The sequence below is a fragment of the Nocardia yamanashiensis NBRC 100130 genome (assembly GCF_001613325.1).
Taxonomy (GTDB): Bacteria; Actinomycetota; Actinomycetes; order Mycobacteriales; family Mycobacteriaceae; genus Nocardia; species Nocardia yamanashiensis.
Map to the genome: position 1 here is coordinate 96,493 of NZ_BDCD01000031.1, position 20,282 is coordinate 116,774.

Consider the following 20,282-nt stretch of genomic DNA (forward strand, 5'->3'; position numbering starts at 1 on the left):
AGAGTTGTCCCCTCTCTCTACCCGAGGGGGTTCGGGGGCGAAGCCCCTGAGAGCTACGAGAGTTGGTAATACACCATTCCGGGTGCAAAGGCGTTATTGGACTCCGGTACCGTGAGCAGGCATCTATCCACCCCGATTCGGCTTGGAGCTCTCCCCGACAATGACTGAACAGACACCCAGCAGCGCCGGTGCCTCGTACGCGGCGGCCGGAGTGGATATCGAAGCCGGCGACCGCGCAGTAGAACTGTTCGCGCCGCTGGCCAAGAAGGCCAGCCGGCCCGAGGTGCAGGGTGGCCTCGGCGGATTCGCCGGACTGTTCGCACTGAAGGGCGGCTACAAGGAGCCGTTGCTGGCCGCCTCCACCGACGGCGTCGGCACCAAGATCGCCGTCGCGCAGGCCATGGACAAGCACGACACCGTCGGCCTCGACCTGGTCGCCATGGTCGTCGACGACCTCGTGGTGTGCGGCGCCGAACCGCTGTTCCTGCAGGACTACATCGCCGTCGGCAAGGTGGTCCCGGAACGCGTCGCCGAAATCGTGGCCGGCATCGCCGAAGGCTGCGTCCAGGCCGGCTGCGCGCTGCTCGGCGGCGAGACCGCCGAACACCCCGGCCTGATGGGCGCCGACGACTACGACCTGTCCGCCACCGGCGTCGGCGTCGTGGAAGCCGATGCCGTGCTCGGCCCGGATCGCGTCCGCCCCGGCGACGTCGTCATCGGCATGGGCTCCTCGGGCCTGCACTCCAACGGCTACTCGCTGGCCCGCAAGGTGCTGCTGGACATCGACCGCATGTCCCTCGCCGGGCACGTCGAGGAATTCGGCCGCACCCTGGGCGAGGAACTCCTCGAGCCCACCAAGATCTACGCCAAGGACTGCCTGGCCCTGATCGCCGAAACCGATGTGCGCACCTTCTCGCACGTCACCGGTGGCGGCCTGGCGGCCAACCTGGCCCGCGTGCTCCCGGCCGGCCTGGTCGCCGAACTGGACCGCGGCACCTGGAACCCGGCCCCGGTCTTCAAGATGATCGCCCAGCGCGGCCGCGTCGAGCGCATCGAGATGGAGAAGACCTTCAATATGGGCGTCGGCATGGTGGCCGTGGTGGCCCCCGAGGACGCCGACCGCGCCCTGGCCGTCCTCACCGCCCGCCACATCGACTGCTGGACCCTCGGCACCGTCAAGAAGGCCAAGGACGCCGACGCCGAGCGCGCCGTCCTGGTGGGCGACCACCCGCGCTTCTGAGCCCTGCGGCACAACGAAATCGGCCCCGATCACCACGAAAGTGATCGGGGCCGAGTCGTATTCGGATCCCTGAGTCGGCGGCTGCCGGCGCGGCGCCGGCAACGATCGGGAAAACCGTTGCGGCGCGTTCACACCTGGGTGTGGACAGCAGAAAAACCACCAGTGTCCCGTCTCAGGGGCGGGACACCGGTGTTCATCGAAAAGCCCTCGACATTGCCGGAGCCTCGGCGTGTGTCAGCGTGCTAGGGGGGAGGCCGGTTTCGGCCTCCCCCCTAGCACGCCGATTAATCCGAGTCAGCGACGCCAGTCGTCGTAGTCGCCTTCGTCCCAGCTCGACGACGATTCCTTCGTGTCGTGCTCGTCGGAGATGACACCGCCACTCCGCTGCGAGTCTGCGGGACTTCCCGACAGCTCACGCTGAAGGCTCGTGAAGTCGGTCGACGGCGAGCTGTACTTGAGCTCGCGTGCGACCTTGGTCTGCTTTGCCTTAGCCCGGCCGCGGCCCATGGCTGACCCCCTCGCGTCACTGCGGGGCGGCCTGGGGATTGTTGGCGGCCCCGTTCGAATTAATAATCTTCCTGACAGACACTTTAGCGTGTGTCAGGCGGTCGCGCTTCCAGGAGTGGGGGAGAAACCGTGGAAGTGCCGCGAGCAGCCCGCCGCGACCGGAAGATCGCGGCGTCGACCGGGGGTTACAGCACCCCCGGAATGGCCCGGATGATGCCCACGCGGGCATCGCCGCCGAGCACCGCCGGAGCCGCCAGTTCGGCGTGCTCATCAGTCCATTCGATGCCCATGCGCTGCAGGATGGCCGAGGTCAGCGGTAGTCGCGCGCGATCCGCGCCATCGTCGATCTTGTACGCGAAGGCCGAGCCGTCCGGGAGCGCGCCGGCGTGCACGCCGTCCGCGCCGATCTTGCACACCAGTCCGGGGGTCGCCGACATGACGCGCAGATCCGGGCCGTCCGTGCCGGAAATCACTCGCGGATGGGCGCGAATCGCATCCGCGATCCGGCGTTCCGGGCTACCTTCCGGCGCGGTCGCCAGGGTGGCGTAGGCACGCGCGAGGTTCACCAGCGACACCGGGACGATGGGCAGGCCGCAGCCGTCGATGCCCAGATCGGTCTCCGGTTCGCCGGTCACGTCGGCGATGGTCGCCAGCACCGCCTGCTGCAGCGGGTGCCCAATATCGAGGTAACCGCGGGTCGGCCAGTCATTGATCTTGCAGGTGGCGAGCATGGCCGCGTGCTTGCCGGAGCAGTTCATGAAGATCCGGCGGGCGGCCTTGGCCCGGGTGCTCCCGGCCAGCGCCTGGGCCCGGGCCTGCTCCTCGAAGGGCAGGTCGGGCGGGCATTCCAGATCGTCCTCGGTGAATCCGAAGCGATCCAGCAGCCGCTGCACCAGCTCCACATGGTCGGCCTCGCCGAAGTGTGAGGCCGTGGCGATGGCCAGCTCGGCCTGGTCCAGCGGTTCGAAACCATTGCGCAGCAAGGTCAGCGCCTGCAGCGGCTTGTTGGTGGACCGCGGGAAGATCGGGCCGTGCACGGCGCCGAGTTCGAACCGCGGATCGCCGTCGGGGCCCAGGATCACCAGCGAACCGCGATGCACGCATTCGCGGAAACCCGACCGGACCACCTCGACCAGGTCCACGCTCATGAAATCGCTCCTGCCTGGTCCGCCGCCTTGGCGGCATTGAGGTGACGGCGGCGGTGCCGCTCGATCTGCATGCGGACGTCATCGGAGATGGTGGGCTCCGCCTCCAGCAGCAGATCCAGCTTGGCCAGATCCGTACCGGTGAACAGGTCCCGCACGGTGATGCCGTGCGCGGGGACGCGCACCACGCGCACCTCGTCGCCCGCACCGATCGTGCCCTCGGTCAGGACGCGCAGATACGCGCCCGTATTCGCCTGCAGCGTGAAGCGTTTCACCCACTGCTGCTCACCGGTCCACTGCTGGAAGGTCGCGCACGGGACGCGCGGCGCGGACACCTCCAGCAGCGTTTCGCCGACGGCCCAGTGCGCGCCGAGCACGGCATCACTGACGGGCAGACCCCGCACCCGCAGGTTCTCGCCGAACCAGCCCGCGGGCAGTTCCCGGCCGAGTTCGGCGGCCCAGTTCCGCGCGTCTTCCTCGGCATAGGCGTAGACGGCCTGGTGCACGCCGCCGTGATGCTTGGTATCGCACACATGGTCGCCGTCCAGGCCGAGCGCGCGCACCGGAACCCGGTGCGGCACCGGGCGTTTGTCGATGGCGGTGCGCCCGACGCGGGTGTTCACCTCGATCTCGGCGTGCACCACGCAGACGGCCGAGATCAGGCCGGTGGCGCTCACCGGCCGCGCAGCTTCTCGACGGCGAGCCGGCCGGCCTGCGGTTCGTCATGCGCGGGCACCGAATCCGCGTCGATCGAGGCGGCGCACGGGCCGGCCTCCAGCGCGGTGTCGGCGGGGATATTGCGTTTGATCAAAGCCAGTGCGACGGGACCGAATTCGAAGTGGTCGACCACGGTTCCCAGCACGCCCACCGCGCGCCCGCCGGCGGTGACGGCATCGCCGGGGACCGGGCGGCCGTCGGCGGAACCGTCCAGGTGCAGCAGCACCAGGTGCCGGGGCGGCTTGCCCAGATTGTGCACCCGGGCCACCGTCTCCTGGCCGCGATAGCAGCCCTTGTTCAGGTGCACCGCACCGTGTTCGGCGGGGCCGCCGATCCAGTTCACCTCGTGCGGGATGGTGCGGTCGTCGGTATCGAGGCCGATGCGCGGGCGCAGCGCGAGCACCCGCAGCGCCTCGAACGTCCACATGCCCGCGGCCGCCGCGCCCGCGTCACGCAGCCTGGTCCACCAGGCCGCCAGTTCGGCGCGGGGGACGATGAGATCGAAGGAATCGGCGGTGGGCCAGGGCATCCGGCGGATGAAACCGCCGCCGGGCAGGGCCACCGCGCGCAAGGTATCGGGCAGCGCCGCGATGCCGAGGGTTTCGGTGAGTGTGTTGGCCTCCGGGCCGAGCAGGCTCAGCACGGCGTAATCCGGCGCGGCTTCCGGCTTGGCGTCGGCCCAGAACACCATCTTCTGCAGGAAGCCCAGCAGCTCCGCGCCGCGTTCGGCCTCGGTGTCGATGAACAGGGTGCCGTCCAGATCGGTCAGCACGAAGTGGTGCTGCACGCGGCCGTTGAGATCGAGATCCAGATTCTCCGCCGACTCGCCGTCGCCGAGATTCGCGACATGCTGACTGGAGATGGTGTGCAGCCAGCTCAGCCGTTCCTTGCCGGTGATCGTCAGCACGAATCGGTGGGAGCGATCAACCACCGCCACCCGCGCTACCGCCGCGCGTTGTTCGCCGAAGGGATCGCCGTAATGCCACGCCACCGCGGCATCCGGTGACTCCGGCGGCCCCGCGACAGCCCCTGGAACCTGCAGAATCGGACTGGGTGTAACCGAGGAGGACACCCTCCTACCCTATCCGCCTCTCCGGGACTTTCGGCGCACGGCCTGGGAGCCATTGCCCGCTATGCGGGCGTGCCGGCGGCTGAGAGCGACGACGATCACAGACATCGCCTCCCGCCGGGGTCAGGTGGATTGACGGGTTCGCCGGTGCGGTAATCGCTCGGCGACGGGCTGGTTCCCCTAGGCTCGGTCGCATGGTGGAACGGGTTCTGGTGACACTCGACGGCGCGATCCGGGATCCGGACGCGCCGTTGTTGTATGCGGACGATATCGGCGCGCTACGGGGCGACGGGGTATTCGAGACGGTGCTGGTGCGGGAGGGAACAGCGTGTTCGCTCGAACTACATCTGGCGCGACTACGGCGTTCGGCGGAGGCCCTGGATCTGCCGGCGCCGGATCTGGACGCCTGGCGCAAGGCCGCGCAGATCGCCGCGAAGGAGTGGGGGAGCGAGCGCGAGGGCATGCTGCGCATCACACTCACCCGTGGCCGGGAGAGCGAGCAAGTCGTTGGCAAACCATCAGCTAACAAGGGTGGGGAGCTGTCCGGGGCCGAAGCGCCCACTACCGGATACGTTTTGGTGCAGGCGGTCGCCGATCGGGTGAAAACCGCGCGGGCCGAAGGCGTTTCGGTCATCACGCTGTCGCGGGGCATCTCGATCGATCTGGCGCAGGCCGCGCCGTGGCAGCTGCTGGGCGCGAAAACCCTGTCGTACGCGACGAATATGTCCGCGCTGCGGTTCGCGCAGCGGATGGGGGCCGACGATGTCATATTCACCAGCACCGAGCATCGCGTGCTCGAGGGGCCGCGCTCGACCGTGGTGGTGCAGCGTGGAAATCAGCTGATCACGCCGCCCGCCAAGAACGGCGTGCTGCCCGGGACCACGCAGCGGGCGCTGTACACGGTGGCGGAGAAGGCCGGGTGGGAGTGCTCGTACGCGCCGCTGTTCACCGCCGATCTGATCACCGCGGACAGCGTCTGGATGCTGTCCAGCGTGACCCTCGCGGCCCGGGTGAAATCGCTCGACGGATTGCGAATGTCGGCCAATGACAAGGCCGCCGAGATCAGTGCCATGGTGGACAGGGGGATCGCGCTGCCCGGCAGTATTGCCGATTGGTAATGCGGACTCCAGGGTCTGTTTCCTCTCTCGCGTCTGACCTCCGACCTCGGGTTTCGGGACTTCGGTAGCCGAAACGTCACATGCTGGCAAATTTGGCGCACACTGTGGCGCGTCGCATGTTGATCTGAAGTCCAGTGGGCGTAGTGTCGAGTTACTACGTCATGTCGTAGATCGGCAGGGAGGTCGGATGAGCGCCGTAGACGTCGCGCGCTGGCAGTTCGGTATCACCACCGTTTACCACTTCATTTTCGTGCCGCTCACCATCGGCCTCGCCCCGCTCGTCGCGGTGATGCAGACGGCGTGGGTGGTCACCGGAAACGAACGCTGGTACCGGCTCACCAAATTCTTCGGGAAGCTGTTCCTGATCAACTTCGCGCTCGGTGTCGCCACCGGCATCGTGCAGGAATTCCAGTTCGGCATGAACTGGAGCGAATACTCCCGCTTCGTCGGTGACGTCTTCGGCGCGCCCCTGGCCATGGAGGCGCTGGTCGCCTTCTTCCTGGAATCCACCTTCCTCGGACTGTGGATCTTCGGCTGGACGCGACTGCCGAAAAAGGTGCACCTGGCCTGCATCTGGCTGGTCGCCATCGGCGTCAACGCCTCGGCGTACTTCATCATCGCCGCCAACTCGTTCATGCAGCATCCGGTCGGGGCCAGGTACAACCCCGAGCGGGGACGCGCCGAACTCGAAAGCATCTGGGCGGTCATCACCAACAACACCACCCTCGCGGCCTTCCCGCACGTGGTCGCCGGCGCCTTCCTGACCTCCGGCACCTTCGTCGCCGCCGTGGCCGGCTGGTGGATGGTGAAGAAGGTCCGGCAGAGCAAGCTCACCGGCGACGCCTCCCTGCTCGACGAGGCTCGCGACCTGTGGCGGCCCGCCGGCAAGCTCGGCATGTGGGTGATCGCCCTCGCCGCCATCGGGCTCTTCATCACCGGTGACATCCAGGGCAAGCTGATGTTCAAACAGCAGCCCATGAAGATGGCGTCGGCCGAATCGCTGTGCACCACACAGGTGGACCCCGACTTCTCGGTCCTCACCATCGGCACGCACAACAATTGCGACAGCGTCGATCACCTCATCGAAGTGCCGTACGTGCTGCCGTTCCTGGCCGAGGGCAAGTTCAGCGACGTCGAACTCAAGGGCGTCAAGAACCTGCAGGTCGAATACAACGAGAAGTACGGCATCGGCGACTACCGGCCCAACCTGTTCGTCACCTACTGGTCCTTCCGCGCCATGATCGGCTTCATGGCGGGCCCGATCCTGTTGCTGCTGGCCGGATTCTGGGTCACCCGGCGTGGGCGGCTGCCGGATCAGAAGTGGTACTCGTGGTTGTGCGTGCTGGCCATCTTCACGCCGTTCCTGGGCAACAGCGCCGGCTGGGTGTTCACCGAGATGGGCCGCCAGCCGTGGGTGGTCGCGCCCAACCCGACCGGGGACCAGCACATCCGGATGACGGTGCAGCAGGGCGTATCCGGGGTCTCGCCGGGCACCGTGCTCACCTCGCTCATCGTGTTCACCGTGCTCTACGGGCTGCTCGCGGTCGCCTGGTTCTACCTGATGCGGCGCTACGTGATCGTCGGACCCGAACCGGCACAGGACGATTCGGATACCCCGAAGATGACCGGGGACTCCGTCGACAAGCTTTCGTTCGCCTACTAGGAGACGGCGATGACACTGCAAACGTTCTGGTTCCTGCTCATCGCCGTCCTGTTCATCGGCTATTTCGTGCTGGAGGGCTTCGACTTCGGCGTCGGCATGCTGATGGGCATCATCGGGCGCAAGTCCGAGGTGAAGCGGCGCGTCGTGCTCAACACCATCGGACCGGTGTGGGACGGCAACGAGGTGTGGCTGCTCACCGGCGGCGGCGCCATGTTCGCGGCGTTCCCGGAGTGGTACGCCAGCCTGTTCTCCGGGTTCTATCTGGCGCTGTTGCTGATCCTGGTGGCCTTGATCGTGCGAGCGTGCGCCATCGAATGGCGCGGGAAGATCAATGACGATCGCTGGCGGCTCGGCTGCGATATCGCCATCGGCATCGGATCCTGGGTGCCCGCGCTGGCCTGGGGCCTCGCCTTCGCGAACATCGTGCACGGCGTCAAGCTCAACGAGCGCAAGCAGGTCGAGGGCAACCTGTTCGATCTGCTCAACCCGTACGCGCTGCTCGGCGGGCTCACCACGCTGCTGCTGTTCCTGCTGCACGGTGCGGTGTTCGTGGCGCTCAAGACCGGCAACGAGGTCCGCGACGACGCGCAGGCGATCATCCGGAAGATCTTCGTGCCGACCGCGGTCGTGGTGGCGGTCTTCGGCATCTGGACCCAGCTGGCCTACGGCAAGGGCTGGACCTGGATTCCGTTGATCCTGGCGGTGATCGGGCTCGTGGTGGCCGGATTCGCGGCCACGCAAGGACGGGACGGCTGGGCCTTCACGGGTACCGCCGTCACCATCGCCTCGGCCACGGCACTGCTGTTCGGGTGCCTCTACCCGAACGTGCTGCCCTCGACCATCGACGACGCGTTCAGCCTGACCGTGGACAACGCGTCCTCCACGCACTACACCCTGGTGGTGATGAGCTGGGTGGCGGTGGCCATGGTTCCGGTGGTGCTGGTCTACCAGGCCTGGACCTACTGGGTGTTCCGCAAGCGGCTCACCATGGAGCAGATCCCGCCGTCCATCGGGCTGCCGCTGGAAACCGCGAAGAACTGAACTGGTTTACGCGCGACCCCCGGCGGATTCGCCGGGGGTCGCGTGCCTGAGGGAGGTCGAACATGGGACGGCCGATCGATCCGCGGCTGTGGCGGTACGCGCATTCGGCATGGCGGTATCTCGGACTCAGCGTGGCGCTGTCGCTGGTGACCACGGTGTGCATCGTGGTGGCGGCGCTGGCGCTGGCGAGCGTGCTGGCGGGGGTGATCACCGATCCGTCGCGCCGTGACATCGGCTCCTGGACAACCGAACTCGCAGTGCTGGCGGCCGCCGTCCTGGTCCGGGTCGTCGCCACCTGGTGGCAGTCCCGCCTCGCCCACCGCGCGGGCGCGCAGGTCGTCACCGAACTGGAGACGGCCGTGGTGGCCGCGGGCGCGCAACTCCCCCCGCGCGAATTGGAGCGCCGCCGAACGGAATTAGCGGTGGTCGCCGGAACCGGCCTGAACGGCCTGCGCGGCTATCTGACCGGATACCTTCCCGCCCTGCTGCTTTCGGTCCTGGTGCCGCCGATCGTGCTCGTCGTCATCGCCCTGCACGACTGGATCTCCGGCGCGATCATCCTCGTCACCCTCCCGCTCATCCCCATCTTCATGATCCTCATCGGCCTGCTCACCCAAGGTCGCGCCAAGGACACCCTGACCGCCACCACCCGCCTGTCCGACCAGCTTCTCGATCTCTTCACCGGCATGCCGACCCTGCGCGCTCTCGGCCGTGAAACCGGACGCGCGAAAGCCGCCGCCCCCGAGGCCGATTCGACCGCGCCCGCCGGCATGGCAGGCCGAGTCCGAGCCCTCGGCGACGACCTGCACCGCCGCACCATGTCCGCCCTGCGCATGGCCTTCCTGTCCTCGATGGTCCTGGAAATGCTCGCCACCCTCTGCGTCGCCCTGGTCGCCGTCTCCATCGGCATGCGCCTGGTCTTCGGCAATATGGGCCTCTACGCCGGCCTGCTCGCCCTCATCCTGGCCCCCGAGGTCTACCTCCCGCTCCGCGCCGTCGGCGAACGCTTCCATGCCGCCCAGGACGGAATGGCCGCCGCCGAAAAGGCTTTCGCGGTCTTGGACCCGGCGCACGCCGACCGCTCGGCTACCGATGATCCCGCCCTGAATGCGGGGGCAGGAGCACGCGACGCAGCGACGGCCAGCCGCGCCCCGGCGGTCGCCACCACCGGGGCCGGTGAGTTCTCCACAGCGCCGGCCGTCCTCGCCGCAGGCGCCGCCGTGCGGATCGGTCGTGGCCGAGCCCTGCGGAATTTCGACGGCCGCATCGAGCTTCGAGGTCTGACGGTCGCCACTCGGGACGGTGCGGCTCCATCGAATCTGTCCGCGATGCTGCGCCCCGCTGCGGTGACCGTGCTCACCGGCCCGAACGGCTGCGGCAAATCCACTGCCCTGCAAGCCATCCTGGGCCTGCTGACCCCCGACAGCGGCGCGGTCACCGTCGACGGCATCCCGGTCACCGCGCTGGACCTCGACGACTGGTGGTCCCACGTAGCCTGGCTCCCGCAACGCCCCGTCCTGGTTCCCGGCACGCTGCGCGCCAACCTCGAACTCCTCGGCGCTCCCGCCGGTCCCGCCGAAGTCGACGCCGCCTGCATCGCAACGGGATTCGACGAGGTGCTCACCGAACTCCCCGACGGCTGGAACACCACCGTCGGTGCTGGCGGCACCGGCCTGTCCCTCGGCCAACGCCAACGCCTGGCCCTCACCCGCACCCTCGCGGCACCCCGCCGGATCCTCCTGCTCGACGAACCCACCGCCCACCTCGACGATGCCTGCGAGGCAACGGTCCTCGCCGCCTTGGTCGCCCGCGCCCGGGCCGGGGCCACCGTCGTCCTGGTCGGCCACCGCCCCTCGGTGCTGGCTGTCGCCGACCACATTGTCGAAGTCCATGCCGCCACCGCAGCCGAACCCGAGGACGAACTCGACCCGGTGATCACGCTCGAATTGGCGACGACCCGGACAGGTGCACCATGATCGCCGAACCGCACGGCGCCATTGGCTGCAGGCGGGAACGCGATCCGGTGCATACGGGCGAGAAGCCGAGGCCCGGCGAGATGAGCCGGGACGGACGACTTCGGTTTCGGACTCAGCCCGGGTGTGACGGCGGGACACCACTTCGCTCGGCCTGCAACTGGCGTGCCGGACTGCGGATTCGGTGCCGGTTCGGCTCGGATTGCCGTCGCGGGCAAGTCGGCAGCTGGTGCCTGGGGCAGAGTTACGTGGCCTGGTTCGGGTGTGCAGGCGGAGTACGACGCGACGGAGGTGCGCGATGAGGGGCTGGTTGGCGGATTTCGGGCGGATTCGGCTGCTGCTGGAGTTGTCCCGGGCGCGGATGGCCATCTCGATCGGGTGGGGGGTGCTGGCGCTCGGGAGTGGGCTGGGGCTGGCGGCGCTGGCGGCGTGGTTGATCGCGCGGGCGTGGCAGATGCCGCCGGTGCTGGATCTGACCATCGCGGTGGTGACGGTTCGGGCGCTGGGGATTTCGCGGGGGTTGTGCCGGTATCTGGAGCGGCTGGCCACGCATGATGTGGCTCTGCGTGCGATGAACACCGCACGGACGACCACCTACCGCACGCTGGCCGGGGCCGATATCTGGCGGCCGCGCCGGACCGGTGTGGAGGACGCGGCCACACGGGGCAATACGAGCGAACTGCGGCGCGGGGAGCTGCTGGGCAGGGTCATGGCGGATATCGACGATCTCGGGGCGGTGGTGGTGCGGGCGTTCGTGCCGATCGCGGTCGCGATCGTGCTGGCGGTGTTCGCGATCGGACTGCTCGTGCCCGTCTCGATTCCGGCGGCGCTGATTCTCGCGGCGGCGCTGGGCGTGGCCGGGATTGCCGCGCCGTGGCTTTCGGCGCGCGCGGCCCGGGAAGCCGAGGAGGCGGTGCGGACGGACCGGACCGAGTTCCAGGCGGGCGCGCTCACCGTGCTCGACCACGCGCCCGAGTTGCGGGTGGCGGGGCGATTGAATGCCGCGCTGGCCGAGGCGAATTCGGCGGGGCGGCGGGCGGTGTCGGCGGAGGATCAGGCGGCATCGCGGAGTGCTTGGGCGGCGGCCGCCACGCCGTTGTCGATCGGGGTGAGCGTGCTGGGCGCGCTGCTCATCGGAATCGTGTTGTACGGCAGCGGGCCCGGGGTGCCGACGGCCGGGTTCCAGACCATCGCGCCGGGTGGGATCACGCCCATGGCGCTCACGGTCCTGGTGCTGGTGCCGTTGTCGGCGTTCGAGGCGGTGGCGGTGCTGCCCGCCGCCGCGCAGGCGCTGACCAACGGCCGGGCCGCGCTGCGGCGGCTGGAACGACTCGAACGGGCCGAATCCGAGCCGGTGACAAGGGAATTCCCCGGGCTGCCGGACGGACGGCGGATCGCGGTGGTCGGTCCCAGCGGCGCGGGCAAGACCACCTTGCTCATGGCCTGGGCGGGGCTGTTCGACACCCCGCGCCCCGGCGTCACCTTCTTCGCCGAGGACGCGCACCTGTTCGGCACCACCGTGCTGGAGAATCTGCGGGTGGCACGCGGCGATATCACCGCCGCCGAAGCCGAGAACGCGCTGCGTATGGTCGGCGCGGGGGAGTGGCTGGATGCGCTGCCGAATGGCGTGGACACCGACCTGGTCGGCGGCGCCGCCGCGGTATCGGGCGGCCAGCGCCGCCGCATCCTGCTGGCCCGCGCGCTGCTGGCCCCGGCCCGGGTGCTGTTGCTGGACGAGCCGACCGAGCACCTCGAAGCCGAAGCCGGCGCGGACCTGCTGCGGCGGCTGCTGGACGACACCAGCGGCCTGGTGGAACGCGATCGGACGGTAGTGGTGGTCACCCATCAACTGCCTGCGGATCACCGCGCGGACACCGTGGTGCGCGTGGCCGGAAACGGTGACATCTCGATCGACCGCCTTATTCCCGCAAACTAGCTCTGAGCTGGGATTTCGCGATCCGAGAAAATACGTTGCCGCCGCTGTCCGCTTTGACTACTTTCATCAGTACACAAGAGAGGAGGTGGTCAAAGAAATGGTTATTTCTAGGACGCGTGAGGTGGCTGTCCGCTAGGTGCCCACCGCTGCACTGGGTTTTCTCTTAGAGCGACCCGTTCGCGCGAACGCCTCGCGAATCCCAGGCAGTCACCCGGCCCCCGAGTCTCCGGTCTTGTCCGACCGGAATCGCGTGAGTTGCATCCGCGATAACGACTCGGGGGTCGTTCCCGTTTCCGGGCATAAAAATCGGCCGCACCGGGAACCGGTGCGGCCGAATCTCGAAGTATCTCAGCCGATGTAGCGCTGCAGGCGAGCCGACAGCCGGGGTTCCAGAGCTCCGTCGGCGGCGATGCGCTCCTCGACATAGCCCAGGTCGCCGCCCTCGACGATGCCGTAGAGCCGCTTGGCGCCGCCGACCACCACGCCGGACTGGCTGCGGATGACGACGTCGGTGGCGAGCTCCCAGGACGACTGGGTCAGGGCCTGGCCGTAGAAGAGCTCCACGATGCCGGAGGAATGCGTGAGCAGTAGCTCGAGCACCTCGTCGTCACCATCGATGCCGACCCGCCAGAAACCGCTCTCGCGCAGATCGGGGCCGGCGTACGCGCCCTCGGAATCGAGCTTCCAGGAACGCGATTCCCACGCCAGATAGTCGCCGCCGTCGTGCGAGACGATGATCTGCTGGCCGAAGCGGTAATCGCCGCTCTCGGGCTCGTTGCCTTCGCCCTCGCCGCGCCAGACGCCCACCAGGGGCAGCAGCGCGAGCATGGAGGAGCTCAGGTCGGGGCCGAGCCGGAGGTTGGCGGTGTCCTCGGGCAGCGGTAGATCGGGGAGCGAGGGAATGTTCAGCACCCCGGTGGACTTGGCGCGCTCGACCGCGTCGGCGACCGCCTTGTCACCGCTCAGGCGTGCGCCGTCCGCACGGTTACCGGCCGTCTCGGTGGACGTGCCGTTGGCCGTTGTGTTGTCGACGTTCTCGCTCGCCGACTCGCTCACGACTCGGTGAACAGCCGGTAGAGGACGTACAGACCGAACCACGCGATCAGTACGGAAACGAGAACCAGCAAGACCTCGAAGAATTGCACCACGGATCGGAGTCTAGTCACCCGTGCCCGGTGACACGAAAACGACCCCGGGAAAATGAATCCCGGGGCCGTTTCGAGTGTTTCGCGCCAATTGCGCGAGCCGCACCGTGTCTTACTTGGCGACGGTGACATCCACATTGTGGATGCCGGCGCCTTCCGGCTTGGCCTCGGCGGAACCGTTGCCGGACGCCGACAGCGCGCGGATGGTCCAGGCGCCGGGGGCGGCGAAGAAGCGGAAGTCACCGGTGCCGGAGGCCACGACCTCGGCGGTGAAGTCGCCGTTGCCGTCGAGCAGGCGCACGAACGCGCCGCCCACGGGCTGGCCGTCAGTGCTCAGGACGCGGCCGGTGATGACCGTTTCCTTCTCGACGTCGACATTGGCGGGCAGGGCCTGGCCCTGGGTAGGTGCTGCGCACATGTGATTAGGCTCCCAACTCGATCGGTGCACCGACGAGGGAGCCGTACTCGGTCCAGCTCCCGTCGTAGTTCTTGACGTTCTTGTGGCCGAGCAGCTCCTGCAGCACGAACCAGGTGTGCGAGGAACGCTCGCCGATACGGCAGTAGGCGATGGTCTCCTTCTCGCCGTCCAGCCCGGCCTCCTTGTAGAGCTCGGCCAGCTCGGCGTCGCTCTTGAAGGTGCCGTCCTCGTTCGCGGCCTTGGACCACGGCACGTTGATGGCGGTCGGGATGTGGCCCGGACGCTGCGACTGCTCCTGCGGCAGGTGGGCCGGGGCCAGGATCTTGCCGGAGAACTCGTCGGGCGAGCGCACGTCGACCAGGTTCTTGGTGCCGATGGCGTTGATGGCCTCGTCACGGAAGGCGCGGATGGACAGATCCTGCTCCGAAGCCTTGTAGGAGGTGGCCGGGCGCACCTTGACGTCCTTGACCAGCGGGCGGCCGTCCAGCTCCCACTTCTTGCGGCCACCGTCGAGCAGCTTCACGTCCTGGTGGCCGTAGAGCTTGAAGTACCAGTACGCGTAGGCCGCGAACCAGTTGTTGTTGCCGCCGTACAGCACCACGGTGTCATCGTTGCCGATGCCGCGGGCCGACAGCAGATCCGAGAACTGCTCCCGGTTCACGAAGTCGCGACGGACCTGGTCCTGCAGGTCCTTCTTCCAGTCGAGACGCACGGCGCCCTCGATGTGCCCCAGATCGTAGGCGCTGGTGTCCTCGTCGACCTCGACGAGCACGACGCCCGGGGTGTTCAGGTTCTCTTCGACCCAGTCAGCGGAGACCAGGGCATCGGAGCGAGCCATGTTGTTCCTTTCAGTGTTTTGCCGGAAGCAGGTTGGTTGAGAGGCGGAAAAGGGTCAGTTGGTCGCGGCGGCGCCGGACCGCAGGCGCGCGACGAGGGGATAGATCTTGCAGCCCAGGCAGATTCCGAAGGCGGCGTTCAGGAAGGCCGCGAACAGCGCGAATCCGGTGAAGATCGCGCCCGCCACGGTGGCCCCGGCCGCGAAGCCGAGCACGCCGAGCACGGCGAAGATCAGGCCGACCAGCTGCGCGAACCGCAGCGGCGCAACGGGTTCCAGCTCGGGGGCGGGACCGATGCGGGGCGCGACGAGCTTCGCGTAGACCGTGCCGTAGGGGCTGCGGCGGGGACCGTTCAACGCGCCCAGCCCGAAAACCACGGCCTGGACGGCCAGCAGCACGGTGGCGGCGGGAACGGAGAAGACGGAGACGATCAGCACGAGCGCCAGCACGGCGGTGGTGATCCAGGCGGCGAAGCGGGGGCCGCGGACATCGACCTGGCCGGAAGGGATTCGGCCCGTTGACGTTTCTAACTCTGGGCTGTTCTGGTTCGACATGAGAGTGCTCCTGCGCTGGAGGTGTATTGGCCAAATTCGCCGGAGGATCTACGCGCGATCACTCGTACGGCGGGGTCAAACCCGGTCGGCGACAGAAGAATTCGAAAGGCCGACCGGCTAGCGGCACAGGCAGCAACAACCACCGAGGCGGCACAGGTCTACTGTGCGGCGTCGGGTGAGCATCAGCTCGCGGTTGGATTGCACGTTGGGAAGTTTACCCAATTTTCGGGGGAAATTGGACCCGGGGTCCGTAATGCTGGTCACTCGGTGGGTCCGGAGACCGTTGCAGACCCCAGTGACGTGCGCAAATCCGTGGCCTTGGGAACTCCGGAGATGCGGAACCGTTCCACTCCTTGGACATCGAGGACGAAGGTGGTGGGCAGCGAGAGCACGTTCAGCTCGCGCGCCAGCGCCGGCTCGGCATCGATGTCGACCTCGAGATCCAGCGGCGGCGCGGGCGCATCGGCGAGCTCGCCGACCACGTTCGCCACCACCCGCCGCACCGCCGCGCACGGACCGCACCACTCCGCGGAGAAATGCAGCACGGTCGGCCGGCCCGGAATCACGCCCGCCGCGGCCAGCAGTTCGGCCCGATTCGATTCCCGGGCCGCGCTCGCCACCGGCGCGGAATCGCGCACCCGGCCTTCGTTGCGGCGGACCAGGACTCCGGCCACGACGGCGGCGAGGACGGCGGCGGCGAGAACGACGAGGGTGATCACGGTTGGTTCAACCGATCCAGGTCGATGGTTATGTCCTTGCCCGTCCCCTCGACCACGATCTGCCCGCCGCTGGCCTCCACCTTCATCGGGCGGATGCCGAACGGCAGGTCCTTGGTGTCGATGGTGCGGGTGAAGCGCGCCAGCACGCCGGCCTTGTCCTCCTCGGAGATGCGCACCGGCTTCTCGGCGTCGGGGCCGAGAGCGGCGGGACTGGCCTCGTTGCCGTAATAGATATCGGTGGCGGTGATGCGGACCTGATCGCCGTCGAGGCGCAGATCGGCCAGCACGCTCACCACCCGGCCCTTGTCTTTGGTGCCGGTCGGGACGACGGTCTCGGCGGGGGAACCGATCGGCAGCGTGCCGGTCAGGATGATCGCGCCCTGGGTGGTCGCGCCGGTGCCGCCGGAACCGCCGGAGCCGTCGGACTTGTCGGCGGGCGGCCCGAAGACCTGCAGATCCGGAATCTTGAACAGCCGGCCCAGCTCGGTGGGCTCGATCCGCATGCGGGCCTCGGCCTTGTCGACCGGCACCTTGCGCACCCGATCGTCGACCAGGTCCCCGAAAGGCAGATGCACCCCGCGCAGATTGGCCTCGACCATGATCTCGCCCGGGATATCGGGACGCTCGGAGCGGGCGCGGATGTCGATGTTCTTGTAGGCGCCGTCGAACGCCTGCGCCACGAAGGGGAATCCGTGGAAGGTGACCTCCGGGTCGGCGCTGAGGTGCGAACCCTCGCGCAGCAGTCGCGACACCCGATATTCGGAGTAGGCGGCGACCCCGAAGTCGAGCACGACCGCGAGCCCTGCCACACACAGCAGCGCAATGATCACCCGCCGAAAAGACATACGTGCACCCTAGTGGGGACCGATTCGGCCGTCCGATCCCGCCGTCGAGGTGAGGCATATAACGAATCGTTGTGATCTTCGCGGTAACCGGGGTTACTGTCGCCGCCCGGAATGCGAGGCTGTGGGCTCGGACGCGCTAATGTAGCAACCGACTTACCTGTGATAACCAGCATGGGGCCGTGGCGGACAGTGCAGTAGCCACGCACATGCCAGATGGGATGGAGGGCCCCCATGGAGCTGCTCCTGCTGACCTCCGACCCCAATCCAGAGGCGGTACTGCCGTCGCTGTCGTTGCTGCCGCACCACGTGCGACCGGCTCCGACCGAGGTGGCGTCGCTGCTCGAGGCCGGTTCCGCCGATGTGGCACTGGTCGACGCCCGTACGGATCTGGCCGCCGCGCGCGGCCTTTGCCGTTTGCTGGGCAGCACCGGATCGTCGGTGCCGGTGGTGGCCGTGCTCACCGAGGGCGGTCTGGTCGCGGTGAACGCGGACTGGGGCCTGGACGACATCCTGCTGCCGGGCACCGGACCCGCCGAGCTGGACGCGCGGCTGCGCCTGCTGGTCGCCCGCAACGGCGGCGTGGCGAGCCCCGAGAACACCGGCAAGATCACGCTCGGCGAGCTGGTCATCGACGAGGGCACCTACACCGCGCGCCTGCGCGGCCGCCCGCTCGACCTCACCTACAAGGAGTTCGAACTCCTCAAGTACCTCGCGCAGCACGCCGGCCGGGTCTTCACCCGCGCGCAGCTGCTGCAGGAGGTCTGGGGTTACGACTTCTTCGGCGGCACCCGCACCGTGGACGTGCACGTGCGACGGTTGCGCGCCAAGCTCGGCAGCGAATACGAATCGCTCATCGGCACGGTCCGCAATGTCGGCTACAAGGCCGTGCGGCCGGCGCGCACCAGCAAGGGCGACACCGTCACCTTCCCGGAGGCCGAGGGTGCGGACGACGAACTGACTTCGGCGAACGGACCTGTGTAGTGAGTCTTGCGGGGGAGTGGACCGCGACCGTCTCCGATCAGCTGGCCCCGCGGGTGCGCGGCGTGCTGGAGCGGGCCACCGCGGCCGACGGGGTCGCGCCGGTGTCCGAGCAGGCCGTGCTCTCGCTGACCGTGGCGTCCGAGGCGCGGCATTTGGTGGTCGTGCGCGACGATGCCGTGGCGGGGTACGCGAATCTGGTTCCGGCGCACGGGGAACACCCGGCCATGGCCGAGGTGGCGGTGGATCCGGCCTTCCGGCGGCAGGGCATCGGGACCGAGCTGGTGTCGGCCGCGCTGAGTGCGGGCGGACCGGGCGCGCGGGTCTGGGCGCACGGGAATCTGGCCGCCGCACAGGGTTTGGCGGCGCGGCTCGAATTGTCGGTCGCACGCGAGTTGTGGCAAATGCGGCGAGATCTCGCTAATACTGGGCTACCGGAATTGACGGTGCCGGCCGGGCTCGAATTGCGCACGTACGCCGGGCCTTCCGATGATGCCGAAATCCTGCGGGTCAATAACGCGGCCTTCTCCTGGCATCCGGAACAGGGCGGCTGGACCGAGCGCGATATCGACGCGCGCCGCAAGGAATCGTGGTTCGACCCGAAAGGTCTTTTCATCGCGGTCGATCCGGCGGATCCGGGCAAGATCCTCGGATTCCATTGGACCAAGATCCATCACGACGAAAACCCGCCGGTCGGTGAGGTTTACGTGGTCGGGATCGACCCCTCGGCACAGGGCCGCGGGCTCGGCCGGCTGCTGACCCTCGCGGGTCTGCACTATCTGCGCGATCGCGGACTGGATTCGGTACTCCTGTATACCGAGGCCGACAACACCGCCGCCGTGCACACCTACACGCGGCTGGGCTTCGCGCCCTTCCATATCGACGCCGCGTATTCCGCCGCGACCGTTTCGTAGGACGAACAAGGGTTCCAGGGCCAGGCCCCCGGAGCCCCGTATGTCGTGGTGCGGGAATCCGCAACACTGCGGCTAATGTCACACAACATGCGGCGCAATCGGGGTGACGTGTTCATCTCCCGTTCACCTGCCCAGGTCCAACTGTCAACCGTGCGCCCCTACGTTGCTTGTGGGCGGCACACCGCTGCCCGGTGTGCTAGTTCGCAGCGAACGGCCATCCACACAGCGCCCGTCCGACCGTTGAGGGGTCGGGCGTGCAGACCGTGATTCGCGGAGGAATAGTGAATCTCAAGCGCAGCAGCGCCCTGCTCGGTGTGCTGGCCGCGGCCGGTGCCCTGACTCTTTCGGCTTGTGGCTCGGACGACACCGGCGCCTCCGGTGGCACCGCCAAGATCGACGTCGCCTGCGGCGGCAAGAGCCCGCTCAAGGCCAGTGGCTCGTCCGCCCAGAAGAACGCGATGGACCGCTTCGTCGCCGCCTACCAGACCAACTGCAGCGGCCAGAAGCTGGACTACACCGCTTCCGGCTCCGGCGCGGGCGTGAACGAATTCCTCGGCTCGCAGACCGATTTCGCCGGTTCCGACTCGCCGCTGGACGCCAAGAAGGACGAGATCGCCAAGGCCGCCGCCCGCTGTGGCGCGCCCGCGTGGAACCTGCCGACCGTGTTCGGCCCGATCGCCGTCACCTACAACATCCCGGGCGTGACCGACCTGGTCCTGGATGCCAAGACCATGGCGAAGATCTTCTCCGGTGAGATCGCCACCTGGGACGACCAGGCCATCAAGGCGCTGAACGCCAACAAGGCGGACAAGCTGCCGGCCGAGAAGATCGCCGTGATCTTCCGCTCGGACGAGTCGGGCACCACCGACAACTTCCAGAAGTACCTGACCGCCGCCGGCGGCTGGAGCAAGGGCGCGGGCAAGGTCTTCAACGGCGGCGTCGGCGAAGGCCTGAAGGGCAACGACGGCACCTCGGCCGCGATCAAGAACACCAAGTTCGCGATCACCTATAACGAGTGGTCGTTCGCGCAGGCGCAGAACCTGTCCATCGCGCGCATCCTGACCGTCGAGACCTCGCAGGACCCGAAGCCGGTCGAGCTGAACGCCGATTCCGCGGCCAAGGCCATCGCGGGCGTGAAGATCAGCGGTGAGGGCAACGACCTGGTGCTCGACACCTCGTCCTTCTACAAGCCGACCACCGCCGGCGCGTACCCGATCATCCTGCCGACCTACGAGATCGTGTGCTCGAAGTACAGCGATGCCGATACCGCCAAGGCGGTCAAGGCGTTCCTGACCTCGGCCGTGGGCAATGGTCAGACCGGTCTTTCCGAGGCGGGCTACGTGCCGATCCCGGACGCTTTCAAGACCAAGCTGACCACCGCGATCAACGCCATCAGCTGATCGATCGATCGATAAAACCATGACCGTGCACGACGAAATAACACCCGCGGGTCAGTCCGTTTCG

General features: G+C 68.0%; 19 protein-coding genes. 9 read left to right on the forward strand and 10 right to left on the reverse strand.

Annotated features, from left to right (window positions below; all coding sequences use genetic code 11):
* The first annotated feature begins 160 nt into the window (after positions 1–160).
* Complete coding sequence (purM, locus tag NY1_RS32585) at positions 161–1,240, forward strand: phosphoribosylformylglycinamidine cyclo-ligase (protein WP_067720987.1); 1,080 nt, start codon at positions 161–163, stop codon at positions 1,238–1,240.
* A 294-nt stretch (positions 1,241–1,534) separates the two neighbouring features.
* On the opposite strand, the gene NY1_RS32590 is transcribed toward purM, so the two are convergent.
* From NY1_RS32590 to ygfZ, 4 genes are all read right to left on the reverse strand, one after another.
* Positions 1,535–1,747, reverse strand: coding sequence for a DUF3073 domain-containing protein (locus tag NY1_RS32590; protein WP_067720988.1), 213 nt, complete (start codon positions 1,745–1,747; stop codon positions 1,535–1,537).
* A gap of 185 nt (positions 1,748–1,932) precedes the next feature.
* Positions 1,933–2,895: an asparaginase gene (locus tag NY1_RS32595; protein ID WP_067720989.1), complete on the reverse strand. Its 963-nt coding sequence runs from the start codon at positions 2,893–2,895 to the stop codon at positions 1,933–1,935.
* A complete protein-coding gene (locus tag NY1_RS32600; RefSeq protein ID WP_067720990.1) occupies positions 2,892–3,569 on the reverse strand; it encodes an MOSC domain-containing protein in 678 nt (225 codons plus the stop codon). The genes NY1_RS32595 and NY1_RS32600 overlap by 4 nt, the downstream gene beginning before the upstream one ends.
* Positions 3,566–4,681, reverse strand: coding sequence for a CAF17-like 4Fe-4S cluster assembly/insertion protein YgfZ (gene ygfZ, locus NY1_RS32605; protein ID WP_067720991.1), 1,116 nt, complete (start codon positions 4,679–4,681; stop codon positions 3,566–3,568). Before ygfZ ends, NY1_RS32600 begins: the two co-directional genes overlap by 4 nt.
* 191 nt (positions 4,682–4,872) lie before the next feature.
* Here ygfZ and NY1_RS32610 point away from each other — a divergent pair, with 191 nt between their 5' ends.
* The 5 genes from NY1_RS32610 (at position 4,873) to NY1_RS32630 (ending at position 12,409) form a co-directional block, all read left to right on the forward strand.
* Complete coding sequence (locus NY1_RS32610; RefSeq protein WP_067720992.1) at positions 4,873–5,796, forward strand: aminodeoxychorismate lyase; 924 nt, start codon at positions 4,873–4,875, stop codon at positions 5,794–5,796.
* A 187-nt stretch (positions 5,797–5,983) separates the two neighbouring features.
* Positions 5,984–7,459 carry a cytochrome ubiquinol oxidase subunit I gene (locus NY1_RS32615; protein ID WP_067720993.1) on the forward strand — a complete coding sequence of 492 codons (1,476 nt, stop codon included), beginning with the start codon at positions 5,984–5,986 and terminating at the stop codon, positions 7,457–7,459.
* A gap of 9 nt (positions 7,460–7,468) precedes the next feature.
* Positions 7,469–8,500 (forward strand): cytochrome d ubiquinol oxidase subunit II, encoded by a 1,032-nt coding sequence (gene cydB, locus NY1_RS32620; protein WP_067720994.1) that lies wholly within the window; start codon positions 7,469–7,471, stop codon positions 8,498–8,500.
* Positions 8,501–8,562: 62 nt separating this feature from the next.
* Positions 8,563–10,476, forward strand: a complete 1,914-nt coding sequence (gene cydD / locus NY1_RS42280) for a thiol reductant ABC exporter subunit CydD (RefSeq protein WP_084535770.1) — start codon at positions 8,563–8,565, stop codon at positions 10,474–10,476.
* A 295-nt stretch (positions 10,477–10,771) separates the two neighbouring features.
* Entirely contained in the window at positions 10,772–12,409 is a 1,638-nt protein-coding gene (locus tag NY1_RS32630; protein WP_067720995.1) for an ATP-binding cassette domain-containing protein, read from the forward strand.
* Positions 12,410–12,757: 348 nt separating this feature from the next.
* On the opposite strand, the gene NY1_RS32635 is transcribed toward NY1_RS32630, so the two are convergent.
* The 6 genes from NY1_RS32635 to NY1_RS44845 form a co-directional block, all read right to left on the reverse strand.
* On the reverse strand, positions 12,758–13,465 hold the full coding sequence (locus tag NY1_RS32635; RefSeq protein ID WP_067720996.1) for a heme-binding beta-barrel domain-containing protein: 708 nt from the start codon (positions 13,463–13,465) through the stop codon (positions 12,758–12,760).
* Positions 13,466–13,666: 201 nt separating this feature from the next.
* The gene (locus tag NY1_RS32640) at positions 13,667–13,972 is read right to left on the reverse strand and encodes a DUF1416 domain-containing protein (protein WP_067720997.1); all 306 of its coding nucleotides are present in this window, start codon (positions 13,970–13,972) and stop codon (positions 13,667–13,669) included.
* Positions 13,973–13,976: 4 nt separating this feature from the next.
* On the reverse strand, positions 13,977–14,810 hold the full coding sequence (locus tag NY1_RS32645) for a sulfurtransferase (RefSeq protein WP_067720998.1): 834 nt from the start codon (positions 14,808–14,810) through the stop codon (positions 13,977–13,979).
* 54 nt (positions 14,811–14,864) lie between these two features.
* Positions 14,865–15,362, reverse strand: coding sequence for a DUF4395 domain-containing protein (locus NY1_RS32650; protein WP_067720999.1), 498 nt, complete (start codon positions 15,360–15,362; stop codon positions 14,865–14,867).
* Between the two features lie 260 nt (positions 15,363–15,622).
* On the reverse strand, positions 15,623–16,081 hold the full coding sequence (locus tag NY1_RS44840; RefSeq protein WP_067721000.1) for a thioredoxin family protein: 459 nt from the start codon (positions 16,079–16,081) through the stop codon (positions 15,623–15,625).
* Positions 16,078–16,926 (reverse strand): LmeA family phospholipid-binding protein, encoded by an 849-nt coding sequence (locus tag NY1_RS44845; protein ID WP_067721001.1) that lies wholly within the window; start codon positions 16,924–16,926, stop codon positions 16,078–16,080. The genes NY1_RS44840 and NY1_RS44845 overlap by 4 nt, the downstream gene beginning before the upstream one ends.
* Positions 16,927–17,157: 231 nt before the next feature.
* On the opposite strand from NY1_RS44845, the gene NY1_RS32665 reads away from it, so the two are divergent.
* The 3 genes from NY1_RS32665 to pstS all read left to right on the forward strand — a co-directional run bounded on the left by NY1_RS32665 (position 17,158) and on the right by pstS (position 20,218).
* Positions 17,158–17,907 (forward strand): winged helix-turn-helix transcriptional regulator, encoded by a 750-nt coding sequence (locus NY1_RS32665; protein ID WP_067721002.1) that lies wholly within the window; start codon positions 17,158–17,160, stop codon positions 17,905–17,907.
* A complete protein-coding gene (gene mshD / locus NY1_RS32670; RefSeq protein ID WP_067721003.1) occupies positions 17,907–18,818 on the forward strand; it encodes a mycothiol synthase in 912 nt (303 codons plus the stop codon). The genes NY1_RS32665 and mshD overlap by 1 nt, the downstream gene beginning before the upstream one ends.
* 281 nt (positions 18,819–19,099) lie before the next feature.
* Positions 19,100–20,218, forward strand: coding sequence for a phosphate ABC transporter substrate-binding protein PstS (gene pstS, locus NY1_RS32675; RefSeq protein WP_067721004.1), 1,119 nt, complete (start codon positions 19,100–19,102; stop codon positions 20,216–20,218).
* Positions 20,219–20,282 lie beyond the last annotated feature (64 nt).